This is a genomic window from Mesorhizobium sp. BR1-1-6 (assembly GCF_020165355.1).
Classification (GTDB): domain Bacteria; phylum Pseudomonadota; class Alphaproteobacteria; order Rhizobiales; family Rhizobiaceae; genus Mesorhizobium.
This window is the reverse complement of sequence record NZ_JAIUHZ010000022.1, coordinates 26549-40998: the sequence shown is the minus strand read 5'-3', so window position 1 is coordinate 40998 and position 14450 is coordinate 26549. Positions and strand designations below refer to the sequence as shown.

Annotated in this window: 13 protein-coding genes and 1 pseudogene; 10 read left to right on the top strand and 4 right to left on the bottom strand. The window is 63.1% G+C overall.

Annotation, left to right across the window (positions count from 1 at the left end; genetic code table 11):
* Positions 1–47: 47 nt before the first annotated feature.
* Genes LB545_RS26960 through LB545_RS26950 form a run of 3 tightly spaced genes read left to right on the top strand, consistent with a single transcriptional unit; the run spans position 48 to position 2320 of the window.
* Positions 48–1130, top strand: coding sequence for a fatty acid desaturase family protein (locus LB545_RS26960; RefSeq protein WP_224706105.1), 1083 nt, complete (start codon positions 48–50; stop codon positions 1128–1130).
* Positions 1131–1158: 28 nt separating this feature from the next.
* Positions 1159–1470, top strand: a complete 312-nt coding sequence (locus tag LB545_RS26955) for a MocE family 2Fe-2S type ferredoxin (RefSeq protein WP_140651064.1) — start codon at positions 1159–1161, stop codon at positions 1468–1470.
* Between the two features lie 49 nt (positions 1471–1519).
* Complete coding sequence (locus LB545_RS26950) at positions 1520–2320, top strand: 3-methyl-2-oxobutanoate hydroxymethyltransferase (protein WP_140515867.1); 801 nt, start codon at positions 1520–1522, stop codon at positions 2318–2320.
* On the opposite strand, the gene LB545_RS26945 is transcribed toward LB545_RS26950, so the two are convergent.
* Together LB545_RS26945 and LB545_RS26940 are read right to left on the bottom strand one after the other, a co-directional pair.
* Complete coding sequence (locus LB545_RS26945) at positions 2285–2677, bottom strand: aromatic amino acid lyase (RefSeq protein WP_411971094.1); 393 nt, start codon at positions 2675–2677, stop codon at positions 2285–2287. The two genes, LB545_RS26950 and LB545_RS26945, sit on opposite strands and share 36 nt — an antisense overlap.
* Before the next feature lie 41 nt (positions 2678–2718).
* Positions 2719–2943, bottom strand: a pseudogene (locus LB545_RS26940) (ornithine cyclodeaminase family protein); the annotation flags it as partial.
* A 40-nt stretch (positions 2944–2983) separates the two neighbouring features.
* Here LB545_RS26940 and LB545_RS26935 point away from each other — a divergent pair.
* From LB545_RS26935 to LB545_RS26905, 7 genes are all read left to right on the top strand, one after another.
* Positions 2984–4417 (top strand): DHA2 family efflux MFS transporter permease subunit, encoded by a 1434-nt coding sequence (locus LB545_RS26935; protein ID WP_140657760.1) that lies wholly within the window; start codon positions 2984–2986, stop codon positions 4415–4417.
* A gap of 271 nt (positions 4418–4688) precedes the next feature.
* Entirely contained in the window at positions 4689–5675 is a 987-nt protein-coding gene (locus tag LB545_RS26930; protein ID WP_140515863.1) for an ABC transporter permease, read from the top strand.
* Between the two features lie 118 nt (positions 5676–5793).
* Positions 5794–6819: a sugar ABC transporter substrate-binding protein gene (locus LB545_RS26925; protein ID WP_140562376.1), complete on the top strand. Its 1026-nt coding sequence runs from the start codon at positions 5794–5796 to the stop codon at positions 6817–6819.
* 229 nt (positions 6820–7048) lie between these two features.
* Complete coding sequence (locus tag LB545_RS26920) at positions 7049–9172, top strand: ABC transporter permease (protein WP_224706090.1); 2124 nt, start codon at positions 7049–7051, stop codon at positions 9170–9172.
* Entirely contained in the window at positions 9169–10218 is a 1050-nt protein-coding gene (locus LB545_RS26915; protein ID WP_140557942.1) for a hypothetical protein, read from the top strand. The genes LB545_RS26920 and LB545_RS26915 overlap by 4 nt, the downstream gene beginning before the upstream one ends.
* Positions 10218–11714, top strand: coding sequence for a sugar ABC transporter ATP-binding protein (locus tag LB545_RS26910; protein ID WP_224706089.1), 1497 nt, complete (start codon positions 10218–10220; stop codon positions 11712–11714). Before LB545_RS26915 ends, LB545_RS26910 begins: the two co-directional genes overlap by 1 nt.
* A gap of 258 nt (positions 11715–11972) precedes the next feature.
* Positions 11973–12380, top strand: a complete 408-nt coding sequence (locus tag LB545_RS26905) for a carboxymuconolactone decarboxylase family protein (RefSeq protein ID WP_140557944.1) — start codon at positions 11973–11975, stop codon at positions 12378–12380.
* An 11-nt stretch (positions 12381–12391) separates the two neighbouring features.
* Here the strand turns inward: LB545_RS26905 and LB545_RS26900 are convergent, their stop codons facing one another.
* Positions 12392–13279 carry an amidohydrolase family protein gene (locus tag LB545_RS26900; protein WP_181170942.1) on the bottom strand — a complete coding sequence of 296 codons (888 nt, stop codon included), beginning with the start codon at positions 13277–13279 and terminating at the stop codon, positions 12392–12394.
* The gene (locus LB545_RS26895) at positions 13279–14355 is read right to left on the bottom strand and encodes a vWA domain-containing protein (RefSeq protein WP_181165282.1); all 1077 of its coding nucleotides are present in this window, start codon (positions 14353–14355) and stop codon (positions 13279–13281) included. The genes LB545_RS26900 and LB545_RS26895 overlap by 1 nt, the downstream gene beginning before the upstream one ends.
* Between the last annotated feature and the right edge of the window lie 95 nt (positions 14356–14450).

The following is a 14450-nucleotide window of genomic DNA, read 5'->3' as shown; positions in this document are numbered from 1 at the left end:
ACCGGATTGCCGGCGGTGCGAGAAGATTGGAGGCCCGTGTGACGACAATGGCAAAAAAGCGGGATTACAGCCTGGTTGGTGAAAGCACCAGGGCAGCGATCGAGACCGGCCTGGCCTCCGCCGAATGGTACCACACCGATGTCCCCCGCAAGGCCATGAAGGAGCTGATGCAGCGTTCCGACGGGCCGGCGATCCGCGACACCATCATCTGGGTTGTTGCGATCCTGGGCTCGGCCGCCGGCATCGTCTGGTTCTGGGGCTCGTGGTGGGTGGTGCCGTTCCTGTTCGTCTACGGCGTGCTCTACGGCTCGTCGAGCGATTCGCGCTGGCACGAATGCGGCCACGGCACCGCTTTTCGCACGCGCTGGATGAACGACGTCGTCTACCAGATCGCCTCCTTCATGCTGATGCGCAATCCCGTGCAATGGCGCTGGAGCCATGCCCGCCACCACACCGATACCATCATCGTCGGCCGCGACGCCGAGATCGCCGTCATGCGGCCGCCGGACCTGTTGAAGGCGGCGCTGGCCTTCACCGGCATCCTCGATTTCCGCTATTCGCTGCCGACGCTCGTGCGTCAGGCGTTCGGCAAGCTGTCCGACGAGGAGAAGAGCTATGTTCCGGAAATGGAATGGGCAAAGGCCGTGACGGCCGCGCGGTGGCATGTTGCCGTGTACATTGCGACGATCGCTGTCGCGGTCGTCCTCAGGTCATGGATACCGGTGGTGCTGATTGGTTTGCCGCGCCTCTACGGCACCTGGCACATGGTGACCACCGGCCTGCTGCAGCATATCGGGCTGGCCGACAATGTCGTCGACCACCGGCTCAACACGCGCACCGTCTACATGAACCCGATCAGCCGGTTCATCTACTGGAACATGAACTATCATGTGGAGCACCACATGTTCCCGATGGTGCCCTATCATGCGCTGCCCAGGCTGCATGAGCTGATCAAGCACGACCTGCCCGTGCCGAACCCGTCGATGTGGCATGCCTATCGCGAGGTCTGGCCGGTCCTGCTCAGGCAGCTGAAATACGAGGACTACTACCTCAAGCGCGAGCTGCCGCCGACGGCCAGGCCCTATCGCGGCGAATTCCATGAGTTCGACATGTCGGCGGCGGCTGAATAAGGGGCGCGAATGGTTGCGGGAGACAGAGATGGCCGATTGGATTGAAGCGTGTGGGGTGGACGATGTCGAGGAAGAGGATGTCATCCGCTTCGACCACGGTGGCCGAACCTTCGCGATCTATCGCTCCCCGGAGAATGAATTCTTCGCCACCGACGGTTTCTGCACGCATGAGAAGGCACATCTCGCCGACGGGCTGGTGATGGACGACATCATCGAATGTCCAAAGCACAATGGCCGCTTCAACTATAAGACCGGCCAGGCCAAGGGCGCGCCGGTCTGCGTCAATCTTGCGACCTATCCGGTGAAGATCGAAGCTGGCAAGGTGATGATCGAGATCTGAAGCGCGGCACACCGATCCGGCACCGCGGCAAGCAAAAGAGGAACGTTTAATGAGCCGAAAGAGACCGACCGTCGCCGACCTGCGCGCCATGAAAGGCAAGCGTCAGCTGACCATGCTGCGCGTGCTGACCCTGGACGAGGCGGAAGCTGCCGAGCGGGCAGGGGTCGATATCGTCTCCGTGCCGCCGGAACTCGTGCTCAACCCGCAATACCGCGATGCGGCACCGAGCCTGTTCACCATGCCGGGAGACAATTTCTACGAAATCGGCACATCGGATGATTTCCTGCGTTGGGCTTTCCGGCTCTACAAGGCCGGCGCCGACGCGGTCTATTGCAGCGCGGGCTACGCCACCATAAAGCGGATGGCGGACGATGCCATCCCCGTCATCGGCCATGTCGGCCTCATTCCATCCCGCGCGACATGGACCGGCGGCTTCAAGGCGGTCGGCAAGACCGCCGACACCGCCATGCAGGTGTTCGAAGCGGTGAAACAGCTCGAGGCCGCCGGCGCGATCGGCGCCGAAATCGAAGTGGTGCCGGTCGAGGTCGCCAAGGCGATCTCCGAGCGTACCTCGCTGATCATGCTGTCGATGGGCGCGGGCACCGGTTGCGACGCGCAATATCTGTTCGCCGAAGATATCCTCGGGCAGAATCGGGGCCACATGCCACGACACTCCAAGGTCTATCGCAACTTCGCCGCTGAATATGATCGGTTGCAGGCGGAGCGGGTGGCCGCATTCTCCGAATATGTCGCCGACGTCAACAGCGGCGTCTATCCCGAGGACAGGCATGTGGTGCACATGGACCCGGCCGAGCTACGTCTGTTCCTCGACAAGGTCGGCCTGGGCTAAGATCGGCTGCCAATTCCCATCGACAAGCGCGGCATGAAGCGCTTCGGCTTCGATGCCGAGCGGCCGATCCTCCTTCAGCGCCGGCACCAGCGCGCGTATCGCCTTATGGATAGCGGCCATGCGCGGCGCCAGCGTCTGCCCGTCGCGCAGGTCGACGGCCTGGGCGGCCGCCATCAGTTCGAAGGCGATCAACCGGCGCCACAGTGCGATCATGGCGGCGCATTTCGAAACGGCCAGCGGCGTCTGCGTGGCATGGTCCTCGACGCCCTCGGAGACGGGCAGGAAATCGAGCATCACCGGATTGGCCTTGTGGCGGATGGCGGCCAGGATCGATGTTACCGTCTTCTGCAGCGGCACGAAGCCGGCCGATGCGCCGCCGACCGGCGACAGGTATTTCGGACCGCGCTCATCGTGCCATAGGGCACGACCAGCGTGCCACGCTTGATCCACTCGGTCTTCAGCAGCGGCTGCGGTTCCGGCAGCCGCGAGGCCTCGACGACGATGTCGGCGCCTCGACGCAACTTTGCCAGTCGGCCACAGCCTTGACCGGCTTGCCGAGATCGGTGGAGAGCCTGGCGGCAAAGCCGTCGCGGCTTTTCCGGCCGGCGCGAATGGTCACGGATCTGGACGCCGCCGGCCAAATGCTGTTCAAAGCGGTCCGTCATGACTGCCATCCCCGAGACTGACGTTTTAGCCGACCCAGCCAGCAGTTCGCGGCGTGTGGCGCTGATCGTCGCCATTGCCTTCTTCATGCAGCTCTTGGATTCGACGATCATCTCGACGTCGCTGCCGCAGATGGGCGCCTCCTTCGGCGTGCCGGCGGTGGCGATGAGCATCGGCATCACCATCTATATGCTGACCATGGCGGTGTTCGTGCCGCTGTCGGGCTGGCTCGCCGACCGGTTCGGCGCGCGCAACATCTTCCTGATGGCGATCGCACTGTTCACGCTGGCTTCGCTCGCCTGCGGCTTCTCCGAGAATCTCACCGAGTTCGTCGCGGCGCGCGCCGCGCAAGGGCTGGGCAGCGCATTGATGACGCCGGTCGGCCGCATCCTGGTGCTGCGCAACGCGTCAAAATCGGAACTGCTCAACGCAACCGCGCTCATCACCTGGCCGGCGCTGTTCGCGCCTGTCGTTGGTCCGGTGCTTGGCGGTTTCATCACCACCTATCTCTCCTGGCACTGGAATTTCTTCATCAACATCCCGCTTGGGCTGATCGGGCTGGCGCTGGTCGCCCGCTTCATCCCCGGTGACCGTGAAGCCGATCCCAAGCCACTCGACTGGCCGGGTTTCTTCCTGACATCGGCGGGACTTGCTTGCCTTCTCTGCGGCCTCGAGCGTATCGCGCATCCCGACGACGGCGTGCTGCCGACGGTGCTGCTGGTCGCGGCAGGGATCGTCATCGGCTGGTTGGCGGTGCGGCATCTCCGGCGCGCGCCCCATGCGCTGCTCGACCTGTCCTCGTTCAAGGTGCTGACCTTCGCCATCTCGACGCTTGCGGCCGGCACCATATTCCGCGTCGCGATCAACGCCACGCCGTTCCTGCTGCCGCTTTTGTTCCAGGTCGGCTTTGGCATGAGCCCGGTCGATGCCGGCATGATGATCCTGGCCTATTTCCTCGGCAATCTCGGGATGAAGACGGTGACGACGCCGATGCTGCGCCACTTCGGCTTTCGTTCGGTGATGGTCGTCAACGGCGTCATTGCGTCCGCATCGATCATGGCCTGCGCGGCGATCTCGCCGCAGACGCCGCAGGCGCTCGTGGTGGGGCTGATGCTGATCGCCGGCCTGTCGCGTTCCATGCAGTTCACGGCGCTGAACACGCTGGCCTTCGCCGATGTCGCCGCGGCGCAGCGCAGCTCGGCGGCGACGCTGTCCTCGATGCTGCAGCAGGTGGCAATGCTGTTCGGTGTGGCGATAGCTGCGGCGATCCTCAACCTGTCGCAGATCACCAGGGCCCAGCCGGCGCTGGACCTCGTCGATTTTCGAGTCACCTTTCTGGTGATCGGCGTTATCGGGCTGGTGGCGTCGTTCCGTTTCCTGGTGTTGCCGAGGACCGCCGGCGCCGAGGTTTCCGGCCACATGGCCGGGAACTGAAATCGAATTTTCCCATCCACCGCAGGGTTAAATTCCATCTTCGCCTTGCGCCTTGGTGTCGTGCTTGCGCAAGACGCAGGGATGGCGCAAACAATTGCCAAAAGTGCTGAAGTTTCCAGGCATTGCGCCAGCATCAGCAATCAATGCGTCCACATCGCGAGTCTCGTCGGCAGTCCGTGTTTTGAACGCGGATTCATTTGACGAACCGACGTTGAGCCGATTAGCTTTCTTCCCAGGGGCGGCAGCGCTGCCGCCGGGGTGAAGACAGACAATGAACGCGATCGGTCGGCCGAGTTTCAAGAGCCTGAACCAGGAAGGTATTGTCTTTGCCATAGCGGTGATGCTGTTCATTGCCGCGGCCATAGGCCTGCCGGGCTTCATCGCTCCGAACAATCTCGTTGCCATCGTTCGTTCGGTTTCGGTACTGGGCATATTGGCATTGGGCATGGCGGTCGTCATCATTGGCCGTGGCATCGACCTCTCGGCGGTGGCGATCATGGCGATGTCGGTCGCCTGGTATCTGCAGTTGATGAATTCAGGAACGCCTGACGGGCTCGCCTTCGCCTATGTGCTGGCCAGCGTGCTCGCCATCGGCCTGCTCAACGGCTTTCTCGTCGCTTACGCCGACGTGCCGGCGATCTTCGTGACGCTTGCCACCGGCTCCTTCGTCTTCGGCTATGTGCGCTCGCAACTGATCACGCAGGATGCGGTTCCGGTGCCGCAGGGCCATTGGGTGGAACTGCTTGGCGGCCTGCGCTTCCTCGACATTCCCATCGAGGTGTTCGTCTTCGCTGCACTGGCTTTCCTGTTCTTCCTGTTCCTGCGCTACACCAAATGGGGCCGCTACATCTATTTCGCCGGCGATAATCCGGTCGCCGCGCGCAACATCGGTATTCCAGTGCGGCCGATGCTGGTGCTGCGCTATGTGCTTTCCGCCTTCGTCGCGCTGATCGCCGGCCTGCTGACAGCGGCCAGCCTGCATTCGATCAACACCCGCGTCGTCAACTCGACGCTGCTCTACGACATCGTGCTGGTGGCGGTGATCGGCGGCATCGGGCTTTCGGGCGGACGAGGCGGGGTGCGAAACGTGCTGGTCGGAGCGGCGCTGATCGGCATCCTGCTCAATGCGATGACCATCATCGACATTCCGCTGCTCTACCAAAACCTGATCAAGGCGGCGATCCTGCTCGGTGCCATCATCGTCGACGGCATCATCAATCCGCGTGACGAACAGACGGCGCAGCAGGGCGACATCTAGAGCATGATCCCGAAAAGTGGGAACTTTTCGGAAAAGATCATGCTCAAACAGGAAGACTAGACCAAAGCGGACGGTTGGGGCCGGCCGTAAATAACAACGACCAACCAGAGGATGTGACATGAAACTGATCAAAACATTGATGGCCGCCGCGACGGCGCTTGCGGTCACCGCGTTCGTGGCGCCGAGCTTCGCTGCCGACGATCCGGGCCCCGCTGCCTATGCGCAGGCACTCAAGGGCAAACGCGTCATGCTGGTGCCGCTGGCGATGGGCTTCGACCTGGCGCAGGGCTGGGCGCACTATTTGAAGACCGAAGTCGAGGCCTGGGGCGGCACGTTCGAGACGCGCGATCCGAACTGGGTCGTCGATGCCGGCGCGCAGGCGATCACCGATGCCATCTCCTCCGACACCAGGCCTGACGTGCTGATCATCCACGCGCCCGACCTCAATTCCTACTCCAAGCTGATGAAGAAGGCGCAGGCAGCCGGCACCTACGTGATCCTGGTCGACAATCCCGCCAATTTCCCGGCCGATGCCTTTGTCGGCAGCGATTGGGACCGGCTCGGCCAACTCGAGGCGGAAGCCGCGATCAAGGGCTGCGGCGAGAACTCGTCCAAAAAGATCGGCCTTGTGCAGGGCGATCAAGCGAACTCCTCCAGCCTTTATCAGTACGCCGGCATCATGAAGGTACTGGAAAAGCATCCCGAGTTTCAGGTCGTGGCCAAGCCCGACTCCAACTGGGATGCGACCACCTCGCGCAATGTCACGACGACGATGCTGCAGCAGAACCCCGACATCTGCTCGATCATCGACTTCTGGGATGGTGATGCTACCGGCGCGTCGGCCGCGATCCGTGACGCCAAGCTCGACGGCAAGGTTTTCCTGGTCACCACCGGCGGCGGCGAAAAGGCGGCCGACTGCGACAAGCTGCAGGACGGCACTTATGGCGCGGTTGTCATGACCGACCTTGCCCGGCAGTCGGGCGACATGAATGCCATCATAAAGTTCCTGCTGCAGAGCGGCCAGCCGGCCGGCACGTCGCACACCTACATCTACACGCTGGAGAAGGCGACGACCAAGGCCGACCTCAAGCCCGACAGCTGCTGGGACCTGAAGGCGTTGCAAGCGGAAGCCGCGGCGAAGTAGGTCGCGAGTTTACGCCTGATATCAACATGGCGGCCGGGTTGTACGTGGACAATCGCCAACCTCAGCGCTGCCCCTCACCTTACCCTCTCTTCGTGAAAACGGGGAGAGGGGGCGTCTTCACGGGGAGAAGGTGCCGGCAGGCGGATGAGGGGCAGCGGCGAAGTTGAGAATTGCTCCGGAGCGATTACCCGGCCACCTTTTTCTCTTCTCTCGCAATAGCAGTGACCTGATGTCCTTTCGCGAACGCCTCCAGGCCTGGCGCTACAATCTCGTGCCCGACCATCTGGTCGGCGAGATACTGACCAAGCGCTGGACCGACAATGCCATTCCCTTCCTGGCACTGGTGGCAACACTCGGCGTGTTCGGTTCGATCATTCCGGGCTTCTTCAAACTGACCTCGCTGCAGGAATCGACCCGCCAGCTCGGTGAATTCTCGATGGTCGTCACCGGCATGACGGTGGTGATGCTTGGCGGCGGCATCGACCTGTCGGTCGGCTCGATCTTTGCGCTGTCCTGCTTTTCGGCCGTCTATGTCTTCTTCATCCTCGAACAGTCGATCTGGCTGGCGCTGGCCGCTTCGCTTGCCGCCGGCCTCGTCTTCGGCGCCGTCAACGGCTATCTCGTCGGATACCTCAGGCTGCGCGCCTTCCTCACCACGCTGGTGACCTTCATTTTCGGGCGGGCGCTGTTCGACATCCTGGTCACCACCTATGCCGCCGATGTGCAGCTGTCCCAAGCCACCTCCGATGTGCTCGACTTCATCGGCGACGGCACCTTCTGGGGCCTGTCGGTCTCGATGTGGCTGGCCATTATCCTCGCCATCGTCACTCATATCGCGCTGACGCGCTCGCGGCCCGGCTGGCATGTGCTGGCGGTTGGCGGCTCCCGGCGCTCTGCCCACAATGCCGGCATCCGTGTGCGCCGCACCGTGTTCATGACTTATGTCTTCTCAGGCTTCTGCGCCTCGATCGGCGGCTTCCTCATAGCTTGCCGGCTGAGCGGAGCAGGGCCGGGCACCGGCCTCAACCTCGAGATCATGGCGCTGACCGCGGCGGTGGTCGGCGGTGTCAGCCTCGGAGGCGGGCGCGGCTCGGTGATCAAGGGGCTGATGGGCGCCATCATCGTTTTGACCATGACCAACGGCCTGATCAGGCTGGGCTACGGCACCGGCACCAACCAGATGGTGCTGGGCATCATGCTGGCAGTGGCGGTGACGATCGACATCCGCTGGCTGAAGAACCGCCACAAGGTGCTGAACGAGGTCTATGTCGCGCCGGTCTATCTCAGGATGGGCGAGACGCAGTCGGCGGCGCCCGGCTCCGGCACATCCTACGAACTCGACGACAGGCTGTCGGGCGCCGACCATATCGGGCTCGGCGAACTGGAAGGACCGGAAGATGTCATTCTCGACCGTGACGACCACCTCTATTGCGGCACGCGCCATGGCGAGATCGTCCGCTTCTTCGCGCCGGGCTATGTGAAGTCGGAAGTGTTCGCTCATATCGGCGGCTTTCCGCTCGGCCTTGCCTTCGACAAATCAGGCAATCTGATCAGTTGTGTCGGCGCCATGGGGCTCTATTCCGTCTCGCCCGATCGTGAGGTCAAACGCCTGTCGGCCGAAACGTCGCGCTCCTGGACATCGGTCGTCGACGACGCACGGCTGCGCGATCCCAACGACTGCGACATAGCACCGGACGGCCGCATCTATTTCACCGACTCGACCAAGCGCTACGACGCGCATGACTGGGCGCTGGATTCGATCGAGAACCGCGCCACCGGCCGCCTGCTGGTCTATGATCCGAAGGACGGATCGACCAGGACGCTGCTCGACGGCTACCGCTACACCAACGGCGTCTGCATGGCGCATGATGGCAAGTCGCTGTTCTTCGCCGAGAGCTGGGCCTGCCGTGTGCATCGCTACTGGCTGGAAGGGCCGAAGGCCGGCATCGCCGAATGCGTCATCCGGGACATGCCGGGCTACCCCGACAACATCAACCGCGCTTCCGACGGCAATTACTGGATGGCGTGGCTCGGCATGCGCACCCCGAGCTTCGACCTGTCGCTGCGCCATCCCGACATGCGCAAGCGCATGACACGCCGGCTGCCGCAGGACGAATGGCTGTTCCCCAACATCAACACCGGGGGCGTGGTGAAATTCACGGAGCAGGGCGACATCGTCGAAGCGATGGGCGACCTCTCGGGCGGCGCGCATCCGATGGTCACCTCGATGCGCGAGCACAAGGGATATCTCTTCGTCGGCGGCATCCTCAACAACCGCATCGGCCGCTACAAGATTGCTAGCGCCGACCCGAATTGGACCAGCCCGGCTTCCTATTGGGGAGCAAAGCGATGATCCTCGATCCCATCCTGGATTTATTTCGCGGCAAGGCGGTGACGATCCCGCCGCTGGATGGCGCTTTCCGACCCAACACGCAGCTTGACGATGCGCCGGCTTTTGCCGAACTGACCGAGCCGGACAATCTGCTGATCTCTGGCGACAAGCTGCTCGCTTCCAGCGGCAACGCCGTCTATTCGATTGCCGCCGGTACCGCGCCCAAGTTGGTCGAGACCTTTGCGTCCACCGTTACCGCGCTGGCGTTCTCGCCATCGGGTGAGCTGACGGTCGGATTGGAAAGCGGCAAGCTCCTGGTCGGCGGTAGGGATGTTTCGCTACCGGCTGGTGTCAGCTGCATGACCGCGCTCGCCTATGCCGATGATGGTGCGCTGTGGCTGGCCAATGGCTCGGCCGAATTCGCACCATCACAATGGGCGGCCGACCTGATGAAGAAAGGCGCGTCCGGATCGCTTTGGAAGCAGGATGCGGCAGGCGGGACCTTCCGCAAGGTGGCCGGCGCCATCGCCTTTCCCTATGGGCTCCATCCCATCGGCAGGGATGTGCTGGTGAGCGAGAGCTGGCGCCATCAGCTCATCCGCTTCGAGGCGGCAAGCGGCAGCCGCTCGACGGTGTTGACCCATCTGCCCGGCTATCCCGCGCGGCTGTCGCCGGCAGCCGATGGCGGCGCCTGGCTGACCCTGTTTGCGCCGCGCAACCGGCTGATCGAATTCGTGCTGCAGGAGACGCATTACCGTCAGGACATGATCGAGCAGGTGCCGCCGGCCTATTGGATCGCACCGGCTCTGGCCTCAAGCCGCAGCTTCCTCGAACCGCTGCAATGCGGCGGCATCCGCACGATGGGCATCCACAAGCCCTGGTCGCCGAGCCGCTCCTACGGTCTGGTGGTCAGGCTCGACCAGAACATGCAGCCTCGGTTCAGCCTGCACAGCCGCGCCAACGGCATACGTCACGGCATTTGCAGCGTGGTTGAAAAAGATGGCGAACTGTTCGTCGCCTCGAAGGGCGGCGACTGCGTGTTGGCTGTCGATGCCGGGGGGTTTTGATGGAACCAATCGTGCGCTTGGAGAATGTCACCAAAAATTATCGCGGCGTGCCCGCGGTCAAGAATGTCAGCTTCGAATTGCGCAAGGGCGAGATCCACGCGCTGCTCGGCGAAAACGGCGCCGGCAAGTCGACGCTGACCAAGATCATCGCCGGAGTGGTCGACGCCAGTTCGGGCAAGATGTTCCACAAGGGACGCGAGATCGCTTACGCCTCGCCGCATGCGGCGCTCGAGGCGGGCATCGCAATGGTGTTCCAGGAGACCAGCCTGGTGCCGTCGATGACGGTGGCGCAGAATCTTTATCTCGGCACCGAGAAATTCCTCAACCGGCTGCGCGGCACCTACATTTCCGCGCAGCAGTTCCTGCAGTCGCTGAATTTTCCGGTCGACCCGAACGCCATGGTGGCGACGCTTGGCGCGGCCAAGCGCCAGATGGTCGAGATCGCGCGCGCCGTGCACCACAATGCCGAGATCATCATCTTCGACGAGCCGACCGCGACGTTGACGCCGGAGGAAAAGCGGCACTTCTTCGCGCTGATCCGGCGGCTCAAGGCGCGCGGCGTCTCCATCGTCTTCATCAGCCATGCGCTGGAAGAGGCGCTGCTGATTGCCGACCGCATCACCATCCTGCGCGACGGCGAGTTGGTCATCACCGACGACACGTCGGCCTTCGATCGCGACCGGATCGTTGCCGCCATGGTCGGGCGCATGCTGTCCGGGCAGATCTATCGCCAGCGAGACGAGGCCAGGCTGCGCAAGGCGAGCAAGAAAGTTCTGTCGGTGCAGGACATCTCAATGAGCAATGTCGTGCGCAACAATTCGTTCTCGATCTTCGAAGGCCAGATCACCGGCGTCTTCGGGCTGATCGGCTCCGGCCGTACCGAGACGTTCAAAATCGTGTCCGGCATCTACAAACGCGATTTCCTGCGCGGCGGGGCGATCGAGCTGGACGACAGGCCGGTGCGCTATCTCGTGCCGAGCGAAGCGGTGGCCGACGGCATCGTCTACGTCACGGAGGATCGCAAGAGCGAAGGCATTTTCGAGACGATGGGCATTGCCGAGAACCTGTTCGGCGGGCTGCTGGCGGCCGGCCGCGAAAAAGGCTGGGTGATCAATCAGCAGGAGATGCGCGCGCTCTCCGCCGAATGGACCAAGACGCTGAACATCAGGGCGATCAACGACAATGCGCGCGTGGTCGAGCTTTCCGGCGGCAACCAGCAGAAGGTGGTGATCGGCAAGGGGCTGGTGCAGAAGCCGCGCGTGGTCATCTTCGACGAGCCGACGCGCGGCGTCGATGTCGGCGCCATCGCCGAGATCCACCAGATCATCAACCGGCTGGCCGACGAGGGTCTGGCCGTCGTCGTCATCTCGTCCTACCTGCCGGAGATCATGAACCTGTCCGACCGGATCCTGGTCTGCCGCCAGGGCCGTATCGTCGAGGAGTTTTCGCCGGCCGAGGCGACGGAGGAGAAGATTATGTATGCGGCGGTGCATTAGAGAGTGTGTCGGTATTCAGGTGAGGCCGGCCTGCAAACGCCAGCTTCCTGCGCTCCCGGTGCTCACGTACTTCAAGTACGCTCCGCTCCGGTTCTCGGAACCCGTCGTTTTCGACTCGGCCTGACCTGAATCTCGACACACCCTCGCGGTGCTGTTTGCGTCGCAAAAGGCGAATAGGCGAATGAAGTGAATGGATTGGCGGCGGCTGTTCAGCGTCCGATTCAAACGTCCGGCATTGAAAAAACGAAAGGAAACACCATGGCCACCACCAGACTCCTGAGCGATGCCGAGGTGGAGAAAATCCCGGCCTTAAAGGCGGTGTTCGACGACATCCGCGCGACGCGCAAATCCGATTTCGTCAATAATTTCTGGCGCGGGCTGGCCAATGATCCTGTGGCGCTGAAGCGTATCTGGGAACAGCTCAAGGCGGTGATGGTTGCAGACAGTGCCATCGATCCGTTGACCAAGGAGATGATCTACATCGCGGTGTCGACCGCCAATGGCTGCTCCTATTGCGTCCATTCGCACACCGCGGCGGCGCGCGCCAAGGGCATGACAGACGCACAGCATGGCGAACTGGTGTCGATCATCGGGTTGGCGGGACAGACCAACCATCTGGTGACGGCAATGCAGATCCCGGTCGATCCACAGTTCGAGGTGAAGTGAGGAAAGACGCGCTACACCGGCCTGTAAACCTTCTCCGCCGCGTTCCAGAAAATGTCGGCTTCCGCCGCCGTGCCATGCTTCTCCACCGCATCGCGGTGCGCCTTGATCAGTTCGGCGTGGCCAGTCCAGAGCTTCTCGATCGGGAAGTTCGAGCCGAACATCAGATGGTCGCTGCCAAGAATATCGATCGCATTGTCGATGATGTAGGCGATCAGCGCCGGGTCGTTGCGGTGAACGAAGGTGCCGAGGCCAGACAGCTTGGCGTAGAGATTGGGCGCCGCCGACAGTGCGCGCAGGCCGGCCTTCCAGGCTTCGGTGGTTTCCGGTTCCATGCCGGTCAGCATGCCGGCGTGGGTCAGGATGAAATTCGTCTCCGGGTTTTCGCCGACCAGCGTCAGCCCGTCCTTCATCTGGGCGGGGAAGAGCTGCAGGTCGAAGGACAGGCCGTAATCCTTCAGCCGCGCGACGTTGGCGCGGACCTTGGGGTCGATCACCTGGTCGGCCGAGGCGGCGAAGCGGAAGGCCGGGGTCTCGTGCCAGTGCAGTTGCATGCGCACGCCGCGCAGCAGCCTGTATTTCATCAACCGGTCGATCTGCGGCCTGACATCGTCCACCGTCATGTCGGCATAGCCGACGATGGCGTGCGGCCAGCCGGTCTCGTCAGCGGTCTTCTGCAGGAAGGCGACCTCCTTCTCGAAATCCTCCTTGGCCCAATTGGTCTGGACATAAACGGCTTTTTCGACGCCGGAACCTTTTTGGTCGGCCAAAAATTCATCGATCGGATAGTCGCGGCGGATCGGTTCGTAAGGGCCGAAGATGCGCGGCACCATCGGGCCGACCAGCCATGGTTGGTCCTTCTGGCGCCAGATGTGGAAATGCGCGTCGATGGCTTTCTGCATCACGATACCCTTTTCCAGATGGTCGCGGCCGCCGGGGCGGGGCGTGCGAGCGACAGGATGAAATCGGTGAGGCCGGCCAGCGACGAGCCGTCGACCAGATCGTCGAGGTCGGGCAGGATGGCGCGCAGCGCCGCTGTCGCCGGCTGGAAGCGCGGATCGCCGGCCAGCGGGGTCGCCAGCGACAGCCGGAAGGCGCGGGCGCTAAGCCTGCGCATGGCAATCTCCAGTTCGGCATGGTCGCCGCGCTCCAGCGCGTCGGAGAGAATGACGACCGCGGCGCCGCGCGTGAACGACGAAAAGCGCGGCACCGAGAGGAATGCCAGCAGGGTCGGTCCCATGCGGGTGCCGCCATCCCAATCGTCGACCTGGGCCGCCGCGCGCGCCAGCGCCTGATCGCGGTCGCGGATGCGCAATGCCGAGGTGATGCGGGTGAGCCGCGTGCCGAAGGTAAAGATCTCTGCGCGGTCCGCGCCCTGCACGGCGGCATGCGCCAGCTTGAGATAGTCGGCGGTGTGCAGCTTCATCGAGCCGGAGACATCGATCAAGAGCAGCAGTTTGCGCGGCACGGTCTGGCGGCGGCGCAGCAGCGGCGAGGGGACATCGCCATCTGCGCCGACGATTTCCCTGAGCGAGCGGCGCAGGTCGAGCTTGCCGCGCGAATGGGTACGCACGGTGCGGAAGGAACGTCGGGCGGGCAGGGCCGATGACAGCTTTCGGCGAAACGCGGTCAGACTGTCGTCGTCGCGCTGGAAGTCGCGCGAGCTCAACTGCTCCAGGGCGGAAGACAACTCGCCGCCTTCCTGTTTCTGCTCGGCCTCGATCCGTTCGTCGTCGGCACCGCCATCATCCTTGATGCGCGTTTCCTCGTCTGCATCGCCTTCGATCACAGCTGACGCGTTGCCATAGAAATGGCTCTGGAAATGCGCTTCGAATTCGTCGCGGCGGTCAGGCGGCGGCGCTAGTGTGGCCAGGGCCGCCTCACGGATGTCCGCCATCGAGCGCGGCCCCAGCAGGGTCACGGCCTGCATGAAACGGGAGACTTGTTCCGGGGCAATAGCGAAGCCGTAGCGGCGCAGCAGGCGAGCGAAGCTGAGCAAGGGCGTTGCGGCGCGGGGGAGATGTCCGGCAGGACAGAGGGGGGCGCTGTCCCGCCCGCGTTGCTGAATGACGT